Source organism: Planctomonas psychrotolerans (assembly GCF_008642235.1).
GTDB classification, from domain to species: domain Bacteria; phylum Actinomycetota; class Actinomycetes; order Actinomycetales; family Microbacteriaceae; genus Planctomonas; species Planctomonas psychrotolerans.
This window is the reverse complement of record NZ_SJEV01000001.1, coordinates 136,482-155,113: the sequence shown is the minus strand read 5'-3', so window position 1 is coordinate 155,113 and position 18,632 is coordinate 136,482. Positions and strand designations below refer to the sequence as shown.

Annotated in this window: 17 protein-coding genes; 15 read left to right on the top strand and 2 right to left on the bottom strand. The window is 71.1% G+C overall.

Going from position 1 to position 18,632, the window contains the following annotated elements; genetic code table 11:
- Nucleotides 1–27: 27 nt before the first annotated feature.
- The 9 genes from EY822_RS00660 (at nucleotide 28) to EY822_RS00620 (ending at nucleotide 9,925) form a co-directional block, all read left to right on the top strand.
- Nucleotides 28–1,689 carry a catalase gene (locus tag EY822_RS00660; RefSeq protein WP_150306508.1) on the top strand — a complete coding sequence of 554 codons (1,662 nt, stop codon included), beginning with the start codon at nucleotides 28–30 and terminating at the stop codon, nucleotides 1,687–1,689.
- Nucleotides 1,686–3,383 (top strand): AMP-binding protein, encoded by a 1,698-nt coding sequence (locus tag EY822_RS00655; RefSeq protein WP_150306507.1) that lies wholly within the window; start codon nucleotides 1,686–1,688, stop codon nucleotides 3,381–3,383. Before EY822_RS00660 ends, EY822_RS00655 begins: the two co-directional genes overlap by 4 nt.
- Before the next feature lie 308 nt (nucleotides 3,384–3,691).
- The gene (locus EY822_RS00650) at nucleotides 3,692–4,465 is read left to right on the top strand and encodes a DUF4129 domain-containing protein (protein ID WP_227496903.1); all 774 of its coding nucleotides are present in this window, start codon (nucleotides 3,692–3,694) and stop codon (nucleotides 4,463–4,465) included.
- On the top strand, nucleotides 4,462–4,989 hold the full coding sequence (locus EY822_RS00645) for a hypothetical protein (RefSeq protein WP_150306505.1): 528 nt from the start codon (nucleotides 4,462–4,464) through the stop codon (nucleotides 4,987–4,989). The genes EY822_RS00650 and EY822_RS00645 overlap by 4 nt, the downstream gene beginning before the upstream one ends.
- Nucleotides 4,986–5,966, top strand: coding sequence for an AAA family ATPase (locus EY822_RS00640; protein WP_150306504.1), 981 nt, complete (start codon nucleotides 4,986–4,988; stop codon nucleotides 5,964–5,966). The genes EY822_RS00645 and EY822_RS00640 overlap by 4 nt, the downstream gene beginning before the upstream one ends.
- Entirely contained in the window at nucleotides 5,963–7,354 is a 1,392-nt protein-coding gene (locus tag EY822_RS00635; protein WP_150306503.1) for a DUF58 domain-containing protein, read from the top strand. Before EY822_RS00640 ends, EY822_RS00635 begins: the two co-directional genes overlap by 4 nt.
- The gene (locus EY822_RS00630; protein ID WP_150306502.1) at nucleotides 7,351–8,040 is read left to right on the top strand and encodes a hypothetical protein; all 690 of its coding nucleotides are present in this window, start codon (nucleotides 7,351–7,353) and stop codon (nucleotides 8,038–8,040) included. Before EY822_RS00635 ends, EY822_RS00630 begins: the two co-directional genes overlap by 4 nt.
- A 38-nt stretch (nucleotides 8,041–8,078) precedes the next feature.
- Nucleotides 8,079–9,152: a ketopantoate reductase family protein gene (locus EY822_RS00625; protein WP_150306501.1), complete on the top strand. Its 1,074-nt coding sequence runs from the start codon at nucleotides 8,079–8,081 to the stop codon at nucleotides 9,150–9,152.
- A complete protein-coding gene (locus tag EY822_RS00620; protein WP_150306500.1) occupies nucleotides 9,149–9,925 on the top strand; it encodes a glutamine amidotransferase in 777 nt (258 codons plus the stop codon). The genes EY822_RS00625 and EY822_RS00620 overlap by 4 nt, the downstream gene beginning before the upstream one ends.
- Here the strand turns inward: EY822_RS00620 and EY822_RS00615 are convergent.
- Nucleotides 9,909–10,787 (bottom strand): aldo/keto reductase, encoded by an 879-nt coding sequence (locus EY822_RS00615; RefSeq protein WP_150306499.1) that lies wholly within the window; start codon nucleotides 10,785–10,787, stop codon nucleotides 9,909–9,911. The two genes, EY822_RS00620 and EY822_RS00615, sit on opposite strands and share 17 nt — an antisense overlap.
- Before the next feature lie 569 nt (nucleotides 10,788–11,356).
- Nucleotides 11,357–12,061, bottom strand: coding sequence for an NAD(P)H-hydrate epimerase (locus EY822_RS00610; protein ID WP_150306498.1), 705 nt, complete (start codon nucleotides 12,059–12,061; stop codon nucleotides 11,357–11,359).
- Between the two features lie 139 nt (nucleotides 12,062–12,200).
- Here EY822_RS00610 and EY822_RS00605 point away from each other — a divergent pair, with 139 nt between their 5' ends.
- From EY822_RS00605 to EY822_RS00580, 6 genes are all read left to right on the top strand, one after another.
- Nucleotides 12,201–13,001, top strand: coding sequence for an aldo/keto reductase (locus EY822_RS00605; RefSeq protein ID WP_227496902.1), 801 nt, complete (start codon nucleotides 12,201–12,203; stop codon nucleotides 12,999–13,001).
- A 21-nt stretch (nucleotides 13,002–13,022) separates the two neighbouring features.
- Entirely contained in the window at nucleotides 13,023–13,958 is a 936-nt protein-coding gene (locus tag EY822_RS00600) for a glycoside hydrolase family protein (protein WP_150306497.1), read from the top strand.
- 233 nt (nucleotides 13,959–14,191) lie between these two features.
- Entirely contained in the window at nucleotides 14,192–15,676 is a 1,485-nt protein-coding gene (locus EY822_RS00595) for an SPFH domain-containing protein (RefSeq protein ID WP_150306496.1), read from the top strand.
- 77 nt (nucleotides 15,677–15,753) lie between these two features.
- A complete protein-coding gene (locus tag EY822_RS00590) occupies nucleotides 15,754–16,674 on the top strand; it encodes a J domain-containing protein (protein ID WP_150306495.1) in 921 nt (306 codons plus the stop codon).
- Nucleotides 16,675–16,839: 165 nt separating this feature from the next.
- Nucleotides 16,840–17,961 carry an LLM class flavin-dependent oxidoreductase gene (locus EY822_RS00585; RefSeq protein WP_150306494.1) on the top strand — a complete coding sequence of 374 codons (1,122 nt, stop codon included), beginning with the start codon at nucleotides 16,840–16,842 and terminating at the stop codon, nucleotides 17,959–17,961.
- Entirely contained in the window at nucleotides 17,954–18,577 is a 624-nt protein-coding gene (locus EY822_RS00580) for an FMN reductase (RefSeq protein WP_227496901.1), read from the top strand. Before EY822_RS00585 ends, EY822_RS00580 begins: the two co-directional genes overlap by 8 nt.
- Nucleotides 18,578–18,632: the final 55 nt, after the last annotated feature.

Below are 18,632 nucleotides of genomic sequence, written 5' to 3'. Positions count from 1 at the left end.
CTCGACCCGTTTCGTGAAAGGAACTCCATGACAGACGTTTCTGCGCAGCCGCCCGCCGAGGGCGACGACCGACCGGTACTCACCAACCGGCAGGGTCACCCCGTATACGACAATCAGAACTCCCGCACCGTGGGCGCGCGCGGCCCGGCCACGCTGGAGAACTACCAGTTCCTCGAGAAGATCAGCCACTTCGACCGGGAGCGCATCCCGGAGCGCGTCGTGCACGCCCGGGGCGCCGTCGCGTTCGGCCACTTCGAGGCCACCGGCACCTGGGGCGACGAGCCCATCGCGAAGTACACCCGCGCCAAGCTCTTCGCCGAGGCGGGCAAGCGCACCGACCTCGCCATCCGCTTCTCCACCGTGATCGGCGGCCGAGACTCCTCCGAGGCCGCCCGCGACCCGCGAGGCTTCGCCGTGAAGTTCTACACCGAAGACGGCAACTGGGACCTCGTCGGCAACAACCTCGGTGTCTTCTTCATCCGCGACGCCATCAAGTTCCCCGACGTCATCCACTCCCTGAAGCCCGACCCCGTCACATTCCGCCAGGAGCCGGGCCGCATCTTCGACTTCATGTCGCAGACTCCCGAGTCGATGCACATGCTCGTCAACCTGTTCAGCCCGCGCGGCATCCCCGCGAACTACCGCACGCAGCAGGGCTTCGGCGTGAACACGTACAAGTGGGTCAACGCCGAGGGTCTCACCCACCTCGTCAAGTACCACTGGATCCCGAAGGCCGGGGTGTCGAGCCTCACCGAGAAGGATGCGGCAGCGATCCAGGCGGGCGACCTCGGCCACGCCTCCAAGGACCTCTACGACGCCATCGAGCGCGGCGACTACCCCGAGTGGGAACTCCGCGTGCAGGTCATGAGCGACGACGACCACCCCGAGCTCGACTTCGACCCGCTGGACGACACCAAGGTGTGGCCGGAGAATCAGTTCCCGCCGAAGGCCGTCGGCACGATGGTGCTCACGAGCAACGTGCGCAACTTCTTCGCCGAGAACGAGCAGCTCTCGTTCGGCACCGGTGTGCTCGTCGACGGACTCGACTTCTCCGACGACAAGATGCTCGTGGGGCGCACCTTCTCCTACAGCGACGCGCAGCGCTACCGCGTGGGGCCGAACTACCTGCAGCTGCCGGTGAACTCGGCGAAGAACGCCCGCGTCTCCACCAACCAGCGTGACGGCCAGATGACCTACTCGGTGGACGGCGGCGGCGAGAACCCGCATGTCAACTACGAGCCGTCGATCACCGGTGGTCTCCGCGAGGGGACCTACCCGACCCACGACGAGCAAGGTCCGGAGATCACGGGGCGCCTCACCCGCAAGCGCATTCCCCGCACGAACGACTACATCCAGGCCGGACAGCGCTACCTGCTCATGGACACCTGGGAGCAGGACGACCTCGTGTCGAACCTGGTGACGCTGATCGGGCAGGCTTCGCGCGAGGTTCAGGAGCGCATGGTGTGGCACTTCTTCCTGTGCGAGGACGAGCTGGGCGCGCGCGTGGGCGAGGGACTCGGCATCACCGCCGACGACGTGCGGTCGCTTCCGCCGCTCGCCAGCCAGACGCTGTCGGAGGACGAGCTCGCCCGCCTCGCGAACCTCGGCTCGAACGGCACTCGCGACGTGGGCGACCTCGAGATGACCCACTGCGTTCCCAACGAGCGCATGGTGCTGGCCGGCGAATGACCGCCCCCGACTTCCGCGCCGCCCGGGACCTGCTCCTCTCCTCCCGGCAGGACATCGCCTCGGCGAGCGAGCAGTTCCGGTGGCCGGACGTCGGGGACTCCTTCAACTGGGCCACGGACTGGTTCGACGTCGTCGCTCGCGACAACGACCGCATCGCCCTCTGGCTCGTGGAGGAGGACGGCAGCGAGAGCCGGATCAGTTACGCCGACATGGCCGAGCGCTCGGACCGGGTCGCCACCTGGCTCGCTGAGCAGGGGGTGTCGCGGGGAGACCGCGTGCTGCTCATGCTCGGGAACCAGGTGGAGCTCTGGGAAGCGATGCTCGGCATCATGAAGCTCGGCGCGGTCATCCTGCCCACCTCCACGGTGCTGGGTGCCGCCGACCTCGCCGACCGGGTGCAGCGGGGCGGCGTGCACGCGGTCATCGCGAACGCGGCCGACACCGCCACGTTCGACGCGGTACCCGGCGACTACACCCGCATCTGCGTGGGGCACGAGGTCGCCGGGTGGGCGCGGTTCGCCGATGCTGCCACGGCGTCGCCCGACCGCCCGCGGGTGGACGTGCAGTCCGACGACCCGTCGCTGATCTACTTCACCTCGGGCACCACGAACAAGCCCAAGATGGTGGTGCACAGCCAGGTCTCGTACCCGGTCGGCCACCTGACCACCATGTACTGGCTCGGGGTGCGCCCGGGCGACGTGCACCTCGCGATCAGCTCGCCCGGCTGGGGCAAGCACGCGTGGAGCTGCTTCTTCGCGCCGTGGATCGCCGAGGCGACGGTCTTCGTGTACAACTACGCGCGCTTCGACGCCGGCGCACTGCTCGCGCAGCTGCGCCGGGCCGAGGTGACCACCTTCTGCGCGCCGCCGACGGTGTGGCGGATGCTGATCCAGTCGGAGCTCGGGGAGCGCCCGCCCGCGCTCCGGGAGATCCTCTCGGCGGGGGAGCCCCTCAATCCCGAGGTCATCAACCAGATCGACCAGGCGTGGGGACTCGGGATCCGCGACGGCTACGGCCAGACCGAGACCACGGCCATCATCGGCAACGCCCCGGGGTCGGCGATCAAGGCCGGCTCGATGGGGCATCCGCTTCCCGGGGTGGAGATCGCCCTCCTCGATCCGGCGACGGGGGAGCGCGCCGAGGAGGGCGAGGTCTGCCTCGACCTGTCCACGGCCACGGTGAACCTCATGTCCGGGTACTTCGGAGATGCGGAGCGCACCGAAGTCGCCATGCGGGATGGTTTCTTCCACACCGGCGACGTGGCGAGCCGCGATGCCGACGGGTTCATCACCTTCGTCGGTCGCACCGACGACATCTTCAAGTCGTCGGACTACAAGGTGTCGCCCTTCGAGGTGGAGAGCGTGCTGATCGAGCATCCGGCCGTCGCCGAAGCGGCGGTGGTGCCGGCGCCGCACGAGACTCGGCTCAGCGTCGTCAAGGCGTACGTGGCTCTGGCCGCCGGGTGGGACGCCTCGCCGGAGACGGCGCTCGAAGTTCTGCGACACGCGCGGTCGGGCCTCCCGCCCTACATGCGGGTGCGGCGGGTCGAGTTCTTCGAGTTGCCCAAGACGAGTTCGGGCAAGATCCGGCGGGTCGAGCTGCGGCAGCGCGAGCAGGAGGCCGCCGACCGAGGCGAGCGCCTCCCCGGCGAGTGGCGCGACGACGAGTTCCCCGGCTTGAAGCCCGGTCGCTGAGCCTGTCGAAGCGACGCGTACGGTCGCTGAGCCTGTCGAAGCGACGTGAGGTGCGCAGCGTCCCTTCGACGAGCTCAGGGACCGAATGGTGCCTGTCGAAGCGACGTGAGGTGCGCGACGTTGCTTCGACGAGCTTCAGGGACCGTGGGGTTCGGTCGAAGTGACGTGAGGTGCGCTGCGTCCCTGCGACGAGCTCAGGGACCGGTGCGACAGGCGTCGCAGCGGAGCCGACCACGGGGCGCGCGTCGCGGCCCGTAAGCTGGCTGCACGCCGTCGACCGGCGGATGCGCAGCGAACGGAGTGGTGGCGTGCGGAAGCAGGGGGCATCGTTCGCCGTTCTCGCGGGCGCCGGAGCCCTGCTGACCCTGGCCGTCGTCGGAGCCGCGCTGCGGGGCCCGTGGGTGATCGAGCCGCGCGACTACGACTTCGCGTTCCCGCCCCCACCGACGCCCACCGCGCAGCCCCAACCCGCTGAGGAGGGAGCCAACGGTCCACTCCTGCCGCCGGCATCCGAGGCCACGCCCCTCGACCTGAGCTGGGTTCTCGCCGTGCTCACCGTGGTGGCACTGAGCGCACTCGCGTTCCTGCTGTGGCGGTTCTGGTTGCGGTACCGGCAGCCTCTGCCCGAGGCGGACGCACCCCGGGGAGCCGGCATCGTGGACTCCGCCGACGTGCTCCCCGACATCCCGGTGCTGCTGCGCGGCGTGGAGGCGGCCCGGGTGTCGTTGCGGGACATCGCCGACCCGACCGACGCCGTCGTCTCCGCCTGGCTCTCCCTCGAGGAGGCGGCGGCCGAGTCGGGTGTGGCCCGGCATCCCGCGGCCACCCCCACCGAATTCACGGTCGCCATGCTCACCGCCACCCGGGCGGCGCCCGACGCGACGGCCGAACTGCTGTCGCTCTACGAGCTCGCCCGGTTCAGCACGCATCCGGTCACGGCGGTGGAGGTGGAACGCGCGTCCGACTGCCTGGGTCGGATCGCCGCGAGCTGGCACGCGCCCGCCGCGGCGCCCGCAGCCGCGCCCGCCGCCGTCGCGCACCCCGCCGCCCCCGCCCAGCCGTCCAATGGGGACCCGTCATGAACGGCGAAACGCTCACCCCGAAGACGATTGCGATCCGCACCGCTTTGCTCGCCGTCGGCGTCGGCGGTCTGGCCTACGCGCTCGGCCTCAGCCTGGTGCTCGCGCTGCTCATCGCCGCGACCATCGCCACCATCGGTGCGCTGATCCCCCTGTTCGACCCCATCCGGGATGCGGCCTGGTCGGTGAGCGCCGTCACGCTGCGCAAGGGCGCACGGCGGGAGATCTCCCGCCTCTCCTGGTCGATGTCCACCGGAACGCGGGGAGTGAGCGCCTCGGCGGGAAGCAGGCTGCACGACATCGCCGCGCACCGCCTCGCGCTTCGCGGCATCGATCTCGACGATCCGGCCGATCAGGACGCGGCCGAGGACGCCCTGGGTCGCGTCGCCTACCGCGTGCTCAGCACGCCATCGATCACCACGGCGGATGCTCTGCTCGCCGTCGTACGCGCGCTCGACCACCTCGACGCGACACCCGACCCCGGCAGGTCGCCGCGGGCCGCGCCTCTAGCCGAAAGGTCGTCATGACCCCTTCGCCCCTGCCCGTTTCGGAAGTCGCCCGCCTGAGCGACCTCGTGCTCGCCGAGGTCGGTACCGCCGTGGTCGGCATGCGGTCCGCGCTGCGGGTGGCCCTTGCCGCGGTGCTGGCGGGCGGCCACGTGCTTTTCGAGGACGTCCCGGGGCTCGGCAAGACCCTCGCGGCGCGGTCGCTCGCCACCGCGCTCGGCCTCGACTTCCGCCGCCTGCAGTGCACACCCGACCTGCTGCCCGCCGACATCACCGGCTCGTACGTGTACGACCCGCTCGAGTCGCGGTTCGTGTTCCGGCCCGGCCCGGTGTTCACCGGCATCCTGCTGGCCGATGAGATCAACCGCACCGCGCCGAAGACCCAGTCGGCGCTGCTGGAGGCCATGGCCGAGCGCCAGGTGACGGTGGAGGGCACCAGCTACCAGCTGGAGCGTCCCTTCCACGTGATGGCGACGTCGAATCCGGTCGAGTACGAGGGCACCTATCCGTTGCCCGAGGCGCAGCTCGACCGATTCATCGTTCGGCTCTCCGTCGGCTACCCGGATGCCGACGCCGAGACCGACGTGCTCGCACGCCGACTCGCGCGCCGCACCGAGGAGGCGAACGTGGCGGCGGTCGTCGACGCCGCCACGGTGCTCGCCATGCAGGCCGGGGTGGAGGCGGTCGACGTGGACCCGGACATCGTGCGGTACTGCGTCGACATCGCGGCCAGCACCCGCAGCCATCCCGCCGTCGAGGTGGGCGCGTCGCCCCGCGGCTCCCAGGCGCTGGTGCTCGTCGCCCGCGCGCTGGCCGTGCTGTCGGGCCGCGACTACGTGACTCCCGAGGACGTGAAGGGGATCGCCGTGAGCGCCCTCGCTCACCGCCTCACCCTCACCCCGCAGGCGTGGACGAGCGGTGTGCAACCGGCCGCCGTCGTGCAGGGACTGCTCAGCGAGGTGGCCGGACCCGCCGCCGTTGCCGCGACGGCGCGATGACCTGGCGCCTCACCGAGGCGGCGACCGTCGGTGCCGCGGCCGGCGGCGTGCTGGTCGTGTTCGGCACGCTCGTCGGGCGGCCGGATGTCGCCGTGCTCGGCGTGCCGCTCGTGCTCGGCGTGCTGTGGGGCTGGCTCCGCAGCCCGGCGGGATCGGTGACGGCCGAGCTGCACCGGCCCGAGCAGTCGGCGCGCGTGGGGGAGGTGGCGAGCATCCTCGAGCTCTCCCCGGCGCCGGGAGTGCCCACGATTCGGTTGCGCGTGCAGGCGCCGGGGCACCGACCCGCCGAAGCGCTGGTCGCCGTCGACCAGCCGCGCCGCATCCGGCTCGCCATCTCGACGGTGCGCACCGGTCGACTCACCGTGTTCCCCGTGGACTACGTTCCGTCCGGCCCCGACGAGGTCGCCCGAGGCGCGCTCCGGTCGGTGCCACCGGCCGCGGTGACGCTGCTGCCACGCCTGCGGCCGCTCAGCGAACTGCCGTTGCCCTTCCGCCTGCAGGGCCTCACCGGCGCGCACGGTTCGCGGCGCGCGGGCGATGGTGGCGACCTGCACGACGTGAACCTCTTCACCCCCGGCGACCGGCTGCGGCGCATCGACTGGCGGGTCACGGCCCGCCGCGCCGGGCAGGGCGTGGGCGGCATGCCCGGGCGGCTCACCAACCTCTACGTGCGTCGCACGTTTGCCACGGCGGACGCGACGGTGATGCTCGTCATCGACTCGCGCGACGAGGTGGGTCCGGCGGTGGCCAGTTGGGGTGACATGACGCCCGTGCGCCAGGACGAGGCGACGTCGCTCGACATCGCGCGCGAGGCCGCGGCATCGCTGGCCCGCCACTACCTCGATGCCGGCGACCGCGTGGGCATGGACGACCTCGGCCGCACCCGGGCGCCGGTCGCACCCGCCGCCGGACGGCGCCACCTGCACCGGCTCGTGCAACGCCTGGTGCTCTCGGCGCCGGACGACGGCAGCCCCGCGCGCCGGGTGCGGCCGCCGCACGTGCCGTCGGGGGCCCTCGTCGTGATCTTCTCCACGTTCCTCGACGATGAGGCGGCGCGGATGGCGGCGATCTGGCGGCACTCCGGGCATCGCGTCGTGGCGGTGGACGTGCTGCCGAGGGCCGACACCGTCGACCTCGAGCCGCACGAGCGCATCGCCTACGAGATCGTGCGGCTCGAACGGGTGGACCGGCTGCGCGAGTTGGAGCGCGGCGCCGTCGAGGTGGTGCGCTGGGAGCCGGATGCGCGTTCCGGCGGTGCGCGGCACGGTGTCGACCGGCCGCACGCGGCATCGGACGGCACGAGTGCGCACGGAGACGGACACCGCGGAGGGCGCGCCGACGCCGCGGTCACCCTCGCCGCCTTCGCCCGCTCGAGGGCGCGGCGATGAGCGCCATCACCGGCACCCGCACCCGTGCCGGTGCGGGTGTCGGTGCCGCGATGCACGCCCGGTGGGCGCGCCTGATGCGCGCGCTCCGGCTCGAGCGGCCCCGCCCGCGGGTGGAGGTGGGAATCGGCCGGGCGGTCCCCGCCTGGGTGCTCCGGGCGTTCCTCGTCGTGGTCGGCGTGGGCTGCACCGCGGTGGTCGCGTTGAACGCCACGCAGTGGACCCTCACCGCGGTCGTGCTCGCCGCGGTCCTGATCCGGCCCCTCCCCGTGCTGCAGGCCGTGCTGGTGCTCTCCTGGGGCGTCGGCCTCACCCTCGCGACGACCGATCCCGCCCAACCTTCGGCATTCGCCCTGCTGTTCGGTGTTCACCTCTTCGCGGTACTCGGACGCTTCGTGGGCGGGCTGAGCTGGTCGGCGCGGGTCGAGGTGCGCGCACTCCGTCGCCCGGCGCTGCGGTTCGGCGCGATCCAGGCCTTCGCGCAGGTGCTCGCCCTGGCCGGAGCCTGGCTCTCCGGTGCCGGGGTCGCCGCCGCGTGGGTGGCGGTGCTGGCCGGAGTCGCCCTCGCCGCGGCCGCTTGGTTCGTGCTGCGACGCATCGCCTTCCCCGGTCCGGCGTCCCCGCCGCCCTCCACCGCTCCGGTCGAGAGCAGCCGAGAGGACGGATGGTCGTACCGGCTCCACACCTGACCGATGCCGGAGGAGTCCGGTCGTGGCAGGGTGGTCGAATGCGATACGTGATCATCGGCTCCGGGGCGATCGGCGGAGCGCTTGGCGCGCGACTCGCCGGGGCCGGCGGGGCGCATCCGCCCGTACTCGTCGCCCGCGGGGATCACGGCCGCGCGCTCTCGACGTCCGGTCTGCGACTGCGGACCCCCGACGAGGACATCACCATTCCGGTGGTCGTGGCGCAGACGCCGCAGGAGGTGACGCTGCGGGACGACGACGTGTTGGTGCTCACCACCAAGACGCACCAGGCCGAGGCCGCACTGCGCGACTGGGTGGACCGGCCCGTGCTCGCGGGAGAATCCGCGGCCGACCCGGGAGCGACGGTTGTCGGCACCGCGGGCGAACGCCTGCCGATCCTGCTCGCGCTGAACGGGGTGGCGAGCGAGCGGATGGCCCTCCGATACTTCGAGCGCGTCTTCGGGGTGTGCGTGTGGTTGCCCGCCGTGCATCTCGAGCCGGGCGAGGTCATCCTGCGCATCGCTCCGACGAGCGGCATGTTCCTGATCGGGCGGTATGCGGGTCCGGGCGTGGCGTCGCCTGCGGATCGCGAGCTCCTCGCCACCGTGACCGCCGACTGGACCGCCGCGAGCTTCGTCGTGCACACCATGGACGATGTGATGCGGTGGAAGTACGCCAAGTTGCTCAGCAATCTGGGCAACGCCCTGCAGGCGCTCCTCGGCGCCCGGAGCCCGTCCCTGTCCACGATCGCGGACCGGCTGCGCACCGAGGCGGAAGAGGTGTACCGATCCGCCGGCATCGAGTGGGCGAGCCCCGACGAGGAGGCCGCCCTCCGCGGTGACGTGTTCGACAACCGCCCGGTCCCCGGTACGCCGACGGAGCTCGGCGGATCGTCGTGGCAGTCGATGGCGCGGGGGTCCGGCACGATCGAGACGGACTACCTCAACGGGGAGATCGCCTACCTCGCCCGGAGTAACGGTGGTCGGGCGCCGCTCAACGCGATGGTCGCCCGCCTCGCCCGGGAGGCCGCGGTCGCCGGCGCGGGCGCCGGGTCGATGACGGCCGACGAGCTGGAGCGCCGGCTCGATGAGGCGGAACGCGCGGCCGCACCATGAAACCTTTCCTCCTGCTCGCGACACGAGCCGAGGACGAGGCGGCGGACGGCGAGTACGCGGCGTTCCTCGAGGGAGCCGAGCTCGACACGAGCGACCTGGTTCGGGTGCGACTGGAGGCCGGGCCGCTGCCGGAGATCCGGCTCGACGACTTCTCCGGCGTGATCGTGGGCGGCAGTCCGTTCAACGCGAGCGACGACGACGCGGTGAAGAGCGACGTGCAGCGCCGCGTGGAGGGCGAACTCGCGGCACTGCTCGACCGGGTGATCGAGCACGACTACCCGTTCCTCGGGGCGTGCTACGGCATCGGACTACTCGGCACCCACCTGGGCGGTGTCGTCGACCGCACCTACACCGAACCGATCGGACCGGTGCGGGTGCGCCTCACGACCGGCGGCGCGGCCGATCCGCTGTTCGTCGGGATGGATCCCGAGTTCGACGCGTTCGTCGGACACAAGGAGGCGTGCTCGGTGCTACCTTCCGGTGCGGTGCTGCTCGCGTCGAGCGCGACCTGTCCGGTGCAGGCGTTCCGCGTCGGCGAGAACGTGTACGCGACCCAGTTCCATCCGGAGCTCACGGTCGACGGCATCCTCACCCGCATCCGGGTCTACCGCGGGTACGGCTACTTCGCCGAAGACGAGATGGACGCGCTCGTCGCATCGGTGCGGGCCGCACGGGTGACCCAGCCGGCGAGGCTCCTGCGGGCGTTCGTCGCACGATATGCGGCGGACGCCGACGGGAAGCCTCGCCGGCCGGAGGTCATGCCGCCGCGCTGAGTGCGGCGAACTCGTCGTCGGTGAGCTCGATCGATGCGGCGCGCACGTTGTCCTCGAGGTGCGCGACCGTCGACGTGCCCGGGATGGGCAGCATGACCGGCGAACGGCGCAGCAGCCAGGCCAGGGCGAGCTGCGATGGCGACGCGTCGTGCTCCACGGCGAGGGCGTCGAGCGGTCCGCCGGCGTTGGCGAGCTTGCCGGTGGCGAGCGGGAACCACGGGATGAAGGCGATGCCGTTCTCGGTGGCGTAGTCGAGGAGCGGCTCGGCGCTGCGGTCGGTGAGGTTGAAAAGGTTCTGCACCGACACGATGGTGGCGACCTTCGACGCGGCCTCGACCTCCGCGATATCGACCTCGCTCAGGCCGATGTGGCGGATCTTGCCCTCGTCCTGGAGCAGCTTGAGCTCGCCGACCTGATCCTCGAGGGGCACCTGCGCGTCGATCCGGTGCAGCTGGAAGAGGTCGATGCGCTCGAGACCCAGGTTGCGGAGGCTCATCTCGGCCTGCTGGCGCAGGTACTCGGGGCGGCCGACCGGTCGCCAGTCGCCGGGGCCCGACCGGGTGAGGCCGGCCTTCGTGGCGATCACGAGGTCGTCGGCGTAGGGGTGCAGCGCGGTGCGGAGGAGCTGCTCCGCGACGACGGGGCCGTAGGAGTCCGCGGTGTCGAAGAAGGTGACGCCCATCTCGACGGCTCGGCGGAGAACGCGAACGGCCTCCTCGGGGTCCTTCGGGTCGCCCCACACGCCCGGGCCGGTGAGCTGCATGGTGCCGTAACCGAGGCGGTGCACGGGGAGGTCCCCGCCGAGGTCGAAAGTGCCCGAGGCGTGGGCGATGGGGGTGGTGTCTGTGGCGTTGTCGGTCATGGCGATCCTCCGGAGGTTCGTGCCGGGCGTCCTGCCCGACGATCGTGAGTGGATGCGGTCGTTCTTGCCCCAAGCCGATCCGCCCGGTGTCTATTCCGCCCCCTGCTCGCTGAGCCTGTCGAAGCGACGTGGGGTGGGTTGCGTCCCTTCGACGGGCTCAGGGACCGTGTGGACGTAGCGGGCGCGGATCGTGGGGTTGCGGTCGCTGAGCCTGTCGAAGCGACGTAGGGTGCGGTGCGTCCCTTCGACGGGCTCAGGGACCGTATGGGCGCTTTGGCTGCGGTTGCGGCGGGTGGGGTTCCGGTCGCTGAGCCTGTCGAAGCGACGTGGGATCCGTTGCGTCCCTCCGGCGAGCTCAGGGACCGTGCGGGCGCGGTTCGCGTTTTTCGGTCGCTGAGCCTGTCGAAGCGACGTGGGGTGGGTTGCGTCCCTTCGACGGGCTCAGGGACCGTGTGGACGTAGCGGGCGCGGATCGTGGGGTTGCGGTCGCTGAGCCTGTCGAAGCGACGTGGGATCCGTTGCGTCCCTCCGACGGGCTCAGGGACCGTGCAGCGTGGGCGCGGGGGCGGCTAGTCGGGGAGGCGGACCAGCGGCTCCACCGCGGCGAGCTCCGGCCCCAGGCCGATGTCGACCAGCTGCACGTCTCCCGCGAGATGCGACGCGGGCGGCAGCAACAATCCCGCTTTGATGCCGCCGAAGGTCACGGTCAGGTCGGCGGGCAGCACCACGGGATCGGGCACGCGGCCGTCGTCGGGGTCGATGCCGCTCGGGATGTCCACCGCCACGACTCTCGGCCGAGGCTCGCGATCGAGCACCGGCAGGATCGCCGCGACGAGCTCCCGCGCGGTTCCCCGGAGCGCCGGATCCGCGCTCGTCCCGGTACCGAGGATGCCGTCGACGATCACGGCCGCACCCTCGGCGAGCGCCGCCACGCCGCCCGCATCCGGGTCGACCACTCGAGCACCCGCACGCAGCGCCGCCGCGAGGCCCTCCTCGTGCGCGCGGTTACCCATGAGGACGAGAGCGACATCGATGCCCTCGGCGGCGAGCTCCGCGCCCGCGAACAGGGCGTCACCGCCGTTGTTCCCCGTGCCGACGAGGAGGAGAACCCGAGGCCCGACAGTGTCCGCATTGCGTGCGACATCCCGAGCGGCCATCAGGGAACGCAGCTCGGCGGCGAGCGCCGCCGATGCCATTCGCATCAGCGGTTCACCGGCTGCGAGATGGGGCAGCTCGGCCTCGCGCACCGACCTCGCCGAATATCCCAGCCTCATCCCCCCACTATGCGCATCCCGCAACCGAGGAACAAGTCGAACTGCCGCACCCGCACCCGCCGCCGCACCCGCGACCGCGCGACGGCGCTGGGACGTCGGCGCCGGAACACGCCGCGCAACGCCGGGGTAGAACTGGGGGATGACGACGAACGAGAACTACGGTCAACCCGCTGTCGCGCTCGGTGCCGGATCCGCGCCCATGCCCCTCCTCGGATTCGGCACCTGGCAGATCTCCGACGCGGATGCGCCCGACGCGGTCGGGTTCTCCCTCGAGTCGGGCTACCGGCACATCGACACGGCCACCATGTACCGCAACGAGGCGGGCATCGGACGGGCGCTCGCCGACGCGGCGCTGCCCCGGGAGTCGGTGTTCGTCACCACCAAGCTGCCCGCGGAGAACGCGGGTCGGGAGCGGCGCACCATCGAGGAGAGTCTCACCAAGCTCGGGCTCGACTTCGTCGACCTCTGGCTCGTGCACTGGCCGCCGAACGGACAGGCGGCACCCGAGGTGTGGGAGCAGTTCATCGCGGCCCAGCGCGACGGACTCGCCACCGCCATCGGCGTGAGCAACTACTCGCTCTCCCAGATCGACGAGCTGACATCCGCCACCGGCGTGACTCCCGCAGTGAACCAGGTGCGCTGGGGACCGGCACTGCACGATCCTGCCTTCGCCGCCGGACTGGCCGAACGGGGTGTGGTGCTGGAAGGCTACAGCCCCTTCAAGGCGAGCAACCTCGCCGACCCCACGCTCGTCGGCATCGCTGAGGCGCACGACGCCACGCCCGCCCAGATCATCGTCGCGTGGCACGTGCACCACGGCTTCGTGGTCATCCCGAAGTCGGCGCAGCGGGACCGGATCGTCGCCAACGCCGCCGGTGCCCGCATCGACCTGAGCGACGCCGAGGTCGACTCCGTCGATAGGCTCGGCTCCGCATCCTGACCCCCACCCCCTTGGAGCACCATGCCCGACGCCGCCGCACCGCTCTTCCGCGACCCCATCTTCGACGGAGCCGCCGATCCCACGGTGATCTACAACCCGCACGAGGATGCGTGGTGGATGGTCTACACCAACCGGCCGACCACGAACACGATCGAGAAAGGAATCTACTGGCTCTTCGGCAGTGACCTCGGCGTGGCATCGTCCGACGACGGCGGCGCGACCTGGCAGTATCGCGGCATCCTCGAGAACCTCGCGTTCGAGTGGGGGCGCGGCACGTACTGGGCGCCGGAGATCTTCGAGCACGAGGGCGTCTTCCACATGTACGTGAGCTACATCCGTGGCATCCCGGTCGGCGGACCGCCCGCCGAGATGAAGATTCATCACTACACGAGTTCCGACCTACTCGACTGGACCCACGTCGGCCCCCTCGCGCTGCACTCCGACTTCGTCATCGACGCGTGCGTCATCCGCCGTCCCGACGGCGGATTCCGCATGTGGTACAAAGACCAGCTGAACGGCTCGATCACCTGGGCTGCCGACAGCGACGACCTCTACGAGTGGACCGACCGTGCGGAGGTGCTCCGCACCCCGGGCGGTCACGAGGGGCCGAACGTGTTCGAGCTCGGCGGCTTCTTCTGGCTCATCGTCGACACCTGGGCGGGGCAGCTCGTGACCAGGTCGACCGACCTCGAGAAGTGGACCGAACAGGGGCTCATCCTGGCCGGCGAGCACGGGGTGCCGAACACGCGTGCCGACGACGTGGGACCCGGTCTGCATGCCGACGTGGTCGTCTCGGGCGAACGCGCGTGGATCTTCTACTTCACCCACCCGGATCGCGTGGGCTCCGAGCACCCCACCGTCCGCAGCCGCCGATCCTCCATCCAGGTCGCCGAGCTCCGTGTGGAAGACGGCACGCTCGTGTGCGAGCGCGACCGGGTGGCGGCGCCCCAACTCTGATCGACCGACGCCCCCGTCGCGTCGACCCGATCCGCGGAATTCCGCAGGCCGCGCGCCGTGGGTGTCCGGATCGACGTCCTCCCCCTGCCCGGACGCACCCGCGGCACGCGAATCGAGGGATGACTCGGAGCGCCGCCGTCCGACATACTGTGTCGTGTTCCCCGGCTGCCGAATAGTGCTCCGGTGCCGCCCGTCATCCCGACCGGGCCAGGGACCCGTACGGAGGACACCTCATGCCCCCTCTCGAACCCGTCGGCGCCGCACTGCTCGGCCTCCTCGCCCTGATCGTCTTCATCGCCCTCATCGTGCTGCTCCGGGGGATCAAGGTCGCGAAGCCGGACGAGGCCATCATCGTCACCTCGCGGCAGAAGACGCTCCGGCCGGGCGACGTCGAGACCGAGAACGCGGGCCAGCGGGTCGTCTTCGGATCGCGGGTCTTCGTCAAGCCCGTAGTCGAGGCGCACTTCAAGCTGAGCCTGCGCAGCCGTCAGCTCAACGTGCAGGCGACGGCGCAGACGCGCGACGCCATCACCATCAAGGTCAACGCGGTGGCCGTGGTGAAGGTGGGCGGGTCGGAGTCGATGGTGCGAGCCGCCGCCCAGCGGTTCCTCAACCAGCAGGACCAGATCGAGTCCTCCACCGAGGAGGTGCTGAGCGGCTCGGTGCGCTCGATCGTGGGCCAGCTCACGGTCACCGAGATCATCACGAACCGTTCCGCACTGCAGGGCCAGGTGCTCGAGGCGGTGCGCGAATCGCTTGACGTGCAGGGCTTGCAGATCGACACGCTGCAGATCAAGGAGATCGACGACGACAACGGCTACATCCGCGACCTGGGCCGCGCGGAGGCGGCCCGCGTGAAGCAGGTGGCGGAGATCGCCGAGTCGGTGTCGCGGCAGGCGTCGGAGGAGGCGCGGATAGCGGCCGATCAGGCCGTCGCCGAGCAGCAGCGCAAGCTCGATCTGCGGAACGCCGAGATCCAGAAGGAGACCGACCGTGCGCGGGCGGAGGCCGCGGCATCCCGTCCGCTGGCCGAGGCGATCTCGCAGCAGGAGGTCATCTCGCAGCAGGAGGTGACCGCCGGGAAGCGCGTCGGTTTGCGCAAGCAGGAGCTCGACGCCGAGATCCGTGCCGTCGCCGACGCCGAGGCGTACGCACTCGAGAAGCGTGCGCAAGCGTCCGCCGCCGCCAACGTGGCATCCGCCAACTCCGACCGCGACCGGCGCAAGGCGGCCGCCGAGGCGCTCGAGGCCGAAGGTGTCGCCGAGAAGAACCGGCGCATCTCGGCCGCCGCAGCACTCCAGGCGGAGGGCGAGGCGGAGGCGAACTCGATCCGCGTGAAGGGCGCCGCCGCTGCCGAGTCCAGCCGCGCCCAGGCGGAGGCGCTCAACGAGCGGGCCGACGACCTGCTGCGCTCGCAGGTCATCGCCCAGCTGCCCGAGATCGTGCGAGCGGCCTCCGAGCCGCTGTCGGCGATCGCGAACATGACCGTGATCTCGAACGACGGGAACGGCGCCGACCGGGTGGGCCAGAGCGTCGCCGGTCAGCTGGCCACCTCCACGCAGATCGTGCGGGACCTCGTCGGCATCGACATCGCGGATGTGGTGAACGGCCGGGCCGTGGGGGAGGCCGCAGGACGTGCCCTCGCGCAGTCCGTTCCCTCCGCGCCCGAACCGCGCAATCCGGCGGCGCCGCAGGCCCAGCCTGAGCCGACCGACTGAACCGGTCCACCGCACCGCGCCGGTATCCTCGGGTGCACGCTCCATCGCCGTCCCGCCCGAGGAAGTAGAACGACCGGATGCCCGAGAGCCCGGCCTCAGCCACACCCTACGAGGTGCTCGGCGTCGCCCCGTCCGCGGAACCGGAGCAGCTGCGCCGCGCGTATCGGCGGCTGCTCCGCGACACCCATCCGGACACCGGAGGTTCCGCGGTTCGCTTCCATGCGGTGCAGGCCGCGTGGGAACTCGTCGGGGATCCTCTTTCGCGGGCCGCCTACGACCGGGGCCGACCCGGCGAGGACGTGCACCCCGCACGCGACCCGGCCCGCCGAAGCGGAACCCTCCGCGCACGATCCTTCGGCGCGCCGGGTGCCCGTACCCGGGCGCGGTACGTGGCGCTCGTGACGGCGGGTTCGTCCCCCGTCGCCGATCCGTATGCGGTCGCGGTGGTGCGCACCGCCTCGCGGGAGGCGCGGCTGGTGCTCGCGCACGCACTCGCCGAGGAGGCGACGGCCGACCTCGTCTCCGGCCTCGGCATGGCCTTCACCATCTGGAACGACGTTCTCGCCGGCCGCTCGGGCGGGACCCTCGACCACGTCGTACTGGGACCCGCGGGGCTGTTCGCCCTGCGCTCCGCCGACTGGGGATGCGCGGTGCGGCTGGTGCGCGGCGAGCTGGCGGGTGCAGACGACGACCTCGGCGAAACACCCCTGGCGGCGCTCATTGCGACGGCGCGGGCCTTCGAGCGGTCCCTGGGCGTCCGATTCGGCGCCGAGGTCGTGGTCGTGCCCGACTCCGCACTCGCCGAACCGCTCGTGGTCGTGCACTCCGGTACGCACGCCGGTGCCATGGTGGTGCGGCGCTCCCTTCTTCCGAGGCTCGTCCGGCACGGCCCGAACGGCCCGTCCGCCATGGGCTACTCCGGCGCCGTCGACCTTCGCGCCCGGCTCGCGGAACGGATCCGCTTCGCGCGGAATCCGCATCGCACGGAGTCCGGTTAACACGGCATCCGCATCGCACGGCATCCGCATCGCACGGCATCCGCATCGCACGGAATCCGCTCAGCACGGAATCCGCTCAGCACGGAATCCGCTCAGCACGGAATGAAACGGATGGCTTCGCCGTTCCCTCATCTGTATGCAATTGCATAGATAAGGAGAGGTACCATGCAGTTCGGAATCTTCACGGTCGGGGACGTCACCGTCGACCCCACCACCGGCGTCGCGCCCACGGAGCACGAGCGCATCATGGCGATGCTCACCATCGCTCAGAAGGCCGAGGAGGTCGGGCTCGACGTCTTCGCCACCGGTGAGCACCACAATCCGCCGTTCGTGCCCTCGTCGCCCACCACCCTGCTCGGCTACATCGCGGGCCGCACGGAGCGGATTATCCTCTCCACGTCCACCACGCTGATCACCACCAACGACCCGGTGAAGATCGCCGAGGACTACGCGATGCTGCAACACGTGGCCGAGGGGCGCGTCGACCTCATGATGGGGCGGGGCAACACCGGACCCGTCTACCCGTGGTTCGGCAAGGACATCCGCAACGGCATCGACCTCGCGATCGAGAACTACAACCTGCTGCACCGCTTGTGGCGGGAGGACTTCGTGGACTGGGAGGGACGCTTCCGTACCCCGCTGCAGGGCTTCCAATCGACCCCGCGACCGCTCGACGGCGTACCGCCGTTCGTCTGGCACGGCTCCATCCGCAGCCCGCAGATCGCCGAGCAGGCCGCGTTCTACGGCGACGGGTTCTTCGCGAACAACATCTTCTGGCCGAAGGAGCACTTCCGGCGGCTCGTCTCGCTCTACCGCGAGCGGTACGAGCATTACGGTCACGGTCGCGCCGATCAGGCCTACGTCGGACTCGGCGGCCAGGTGTTCATGCGCAAGAACTCGCAGGACGCCGTGCGGGAGTTCCGGCCCTACTTCGACAACGCGCCCGTTTACGGGCATGGCCCATCGCTCGAAGAGTTCACCGAGCAGACCCCGCTCACCGTGGGCAGCCCGCAGGAGGTCATCGACCGCACCCTGTCGTTCCGTGACACATTCGGCGACTATCAGCGCCAGCTGTTCCTGATGGACCACGCCGGCCTGCCGCTGAAGACGGTGCTCGAGCAGCTCGACATCCTCGGCACGGAGGTCGTGCCGGTGCTGCGTGCCGAGTTCGACCGGCTGCGCCCCGCCGAGGTTCCGGATGGCCCGACGCACGCCGACCGCGCGCGCGCCGCACGCGCCACCTCGCCGGAGCGCACGGTCGAGGGAGCGGAGAAGGCCCGTGCGTAGCCGCGCCATCGCCGTGGTCACCGCGGGTCTCGGAGCGCCGTCCTCGAGCCGCATGCTCGCGGACCGATTGACCGAGTCGACCGTGGAGCGCCTCCGCGCCGACGCGATCGACACCCGCATCACCGTGATCGAACTCCGCGATCTGGCTCACGACATCACCAACGCGATGCTGACCGGATTCCCGAACTCCGAGCTCGCCACGGCGATCGACGCGGTCACCGGTGCCGACGGCGTCATCGCGGTGACGCCCATCTTCACGGCCAGTTACAGCGGGTTGTTCAAGTCGTTCTTCGACGTTCTCGACCGGGATGCCCTCGATGGCATGCCCGTGCTGGTCGGCGCCACGGGCGGCACCGAGCGGCACTCCCTCGCCCTGGACCACGGGCTGCGGCCGCTGTTCGGCTATCTTCGCGCGGTGGTTCCGCCGACCACGGTGTTCGCCGCCTCCAGCGACTGGGGTGGAGCGTCGGCGACCGCGGCGCTCGGGGCCCGCATCCACCGCGCGGGTGCCGAGTTCGCGGACCTCGTCGCCCGGTCGGAGCGTTCGCTCTCCGTACGCGACCCCTTCGCCCTCGACGGGGACTTCGCCTCCCGCATCGGCGGCGGGGTGGCCTGAGCGGTGCTGCGGGAACCCGCCGTCGTTCTCCTCTCGCCCGCGCAGGGAGAACGCC

Excerpts from the sequence above, each read along its gene's own strand:
- EY822_RS00655 (WP_150306507.1), top strand. The coding sequence starts at position 1,686 with ATGACCGCCCCCGACTTCCGCGCCGCCCGGGACCTGCTCCTCTCCTCC.
- EY822_RS00590 (WP_150306495.1), top strand. The coding sequence starts at position 15,754 with ATGCCCGAGAGCCCGGCCTCAGCCACACCCTACGAGGTGCTCGGCGTC.
- EY822_RS00645 (WP_150306505.1), top strand. The coding sequence starts at position 4,462 with ATGAACGGCGAAACGCTCACCCCGAAGACGATTGCGATCCGCACCGCT.
- EY822_RS00605 (WP_227496902.1), top strand. The coding sequence starts at position 12,201 with ATGACGACGAACGAGAACTACGGTCAACCCGCTGTCGCGCTCGGTGCC.
- EY822_RS00600 (WP_150306497.1), top strand. The coding sequence starts at position 13,023 with ATGCCCGACGCCGCCGCACCGCTCTTCCGCGACCCCATCTTCGACGGA.
- EY822_RS00615 (WP_150306499.1), bottom strand. The coding sequence starts at position 10,787 with ATGACCGACAACGCCACAGACACCACCCCCATCGCCCACGCCTCGGGC.
- EY822_RS00610 (WP_150306498.1), bottom strand. The coding sequence starts at position 12,061 with ATGAGGCTGGGATATTCGGCGAGGTCGGTGCGCGAGGCCGAGCTGCCC.
- EY822_RS00620 (WP_150306500.1), top strand. The coding sequence starts at position 9,149 with ATGAAACCTTTCCTCCTGCTCGCGACACGAGCCGAGGACGAGGCGGCG.
- EY822_RS00625 (WP_150306501.1), top strand. The coding sequence starts at position 8,079 with ATGCGATACGTGATCATCGGCTCCGGGGCGATCGGCGGAGCGCTTGGC.
- EY822_RS00585 (WP_150306494.1), top strand. The coding sequence starts at position 16,840 with ATGCAGTTCGGAATCTTCACGGTCGGGGACGTCACCGTCGACCCCACC.
- EY822_RS00635 (WP_150306503.1), top strand. The coding sequence starts at position 5,963 with ATGACCTGGCGCCTCACCGAGGCGGCGACCGTCGGTGCCGCGGCCGGC.
- EY822_RS00640 (WP_150306504.1), top strand. The coding sequence starts at position 4,986 with ATGACCCCTTCGCCCCTGCCCGTTTCGGAAGTCGCCCGCCTGAGCGAC.
- EY822_RS00630 (WP_150306502.1), top strand. The coding sequence starts at position 7,351 with ATGAGCGCCATCACCGGCACCCGCACCCGTGCCGGTGCGGGTGTCGGT.
- EY822_RS00595 (WP_150306496.1), top strand. The coding sequence starts at position 14,192 with ATGCCCCCTCTCGAACCCGTCGGCGCCGCACTGCTCGGCCTCCTCGCC.
- EY822_RS00660 (WP_150306508.1), top strand. The coding sequence starts at position 28 with ATGACAGACGTTTCTGCGCAGCCGCCCGCCGAGGGCGACGACCGACCG.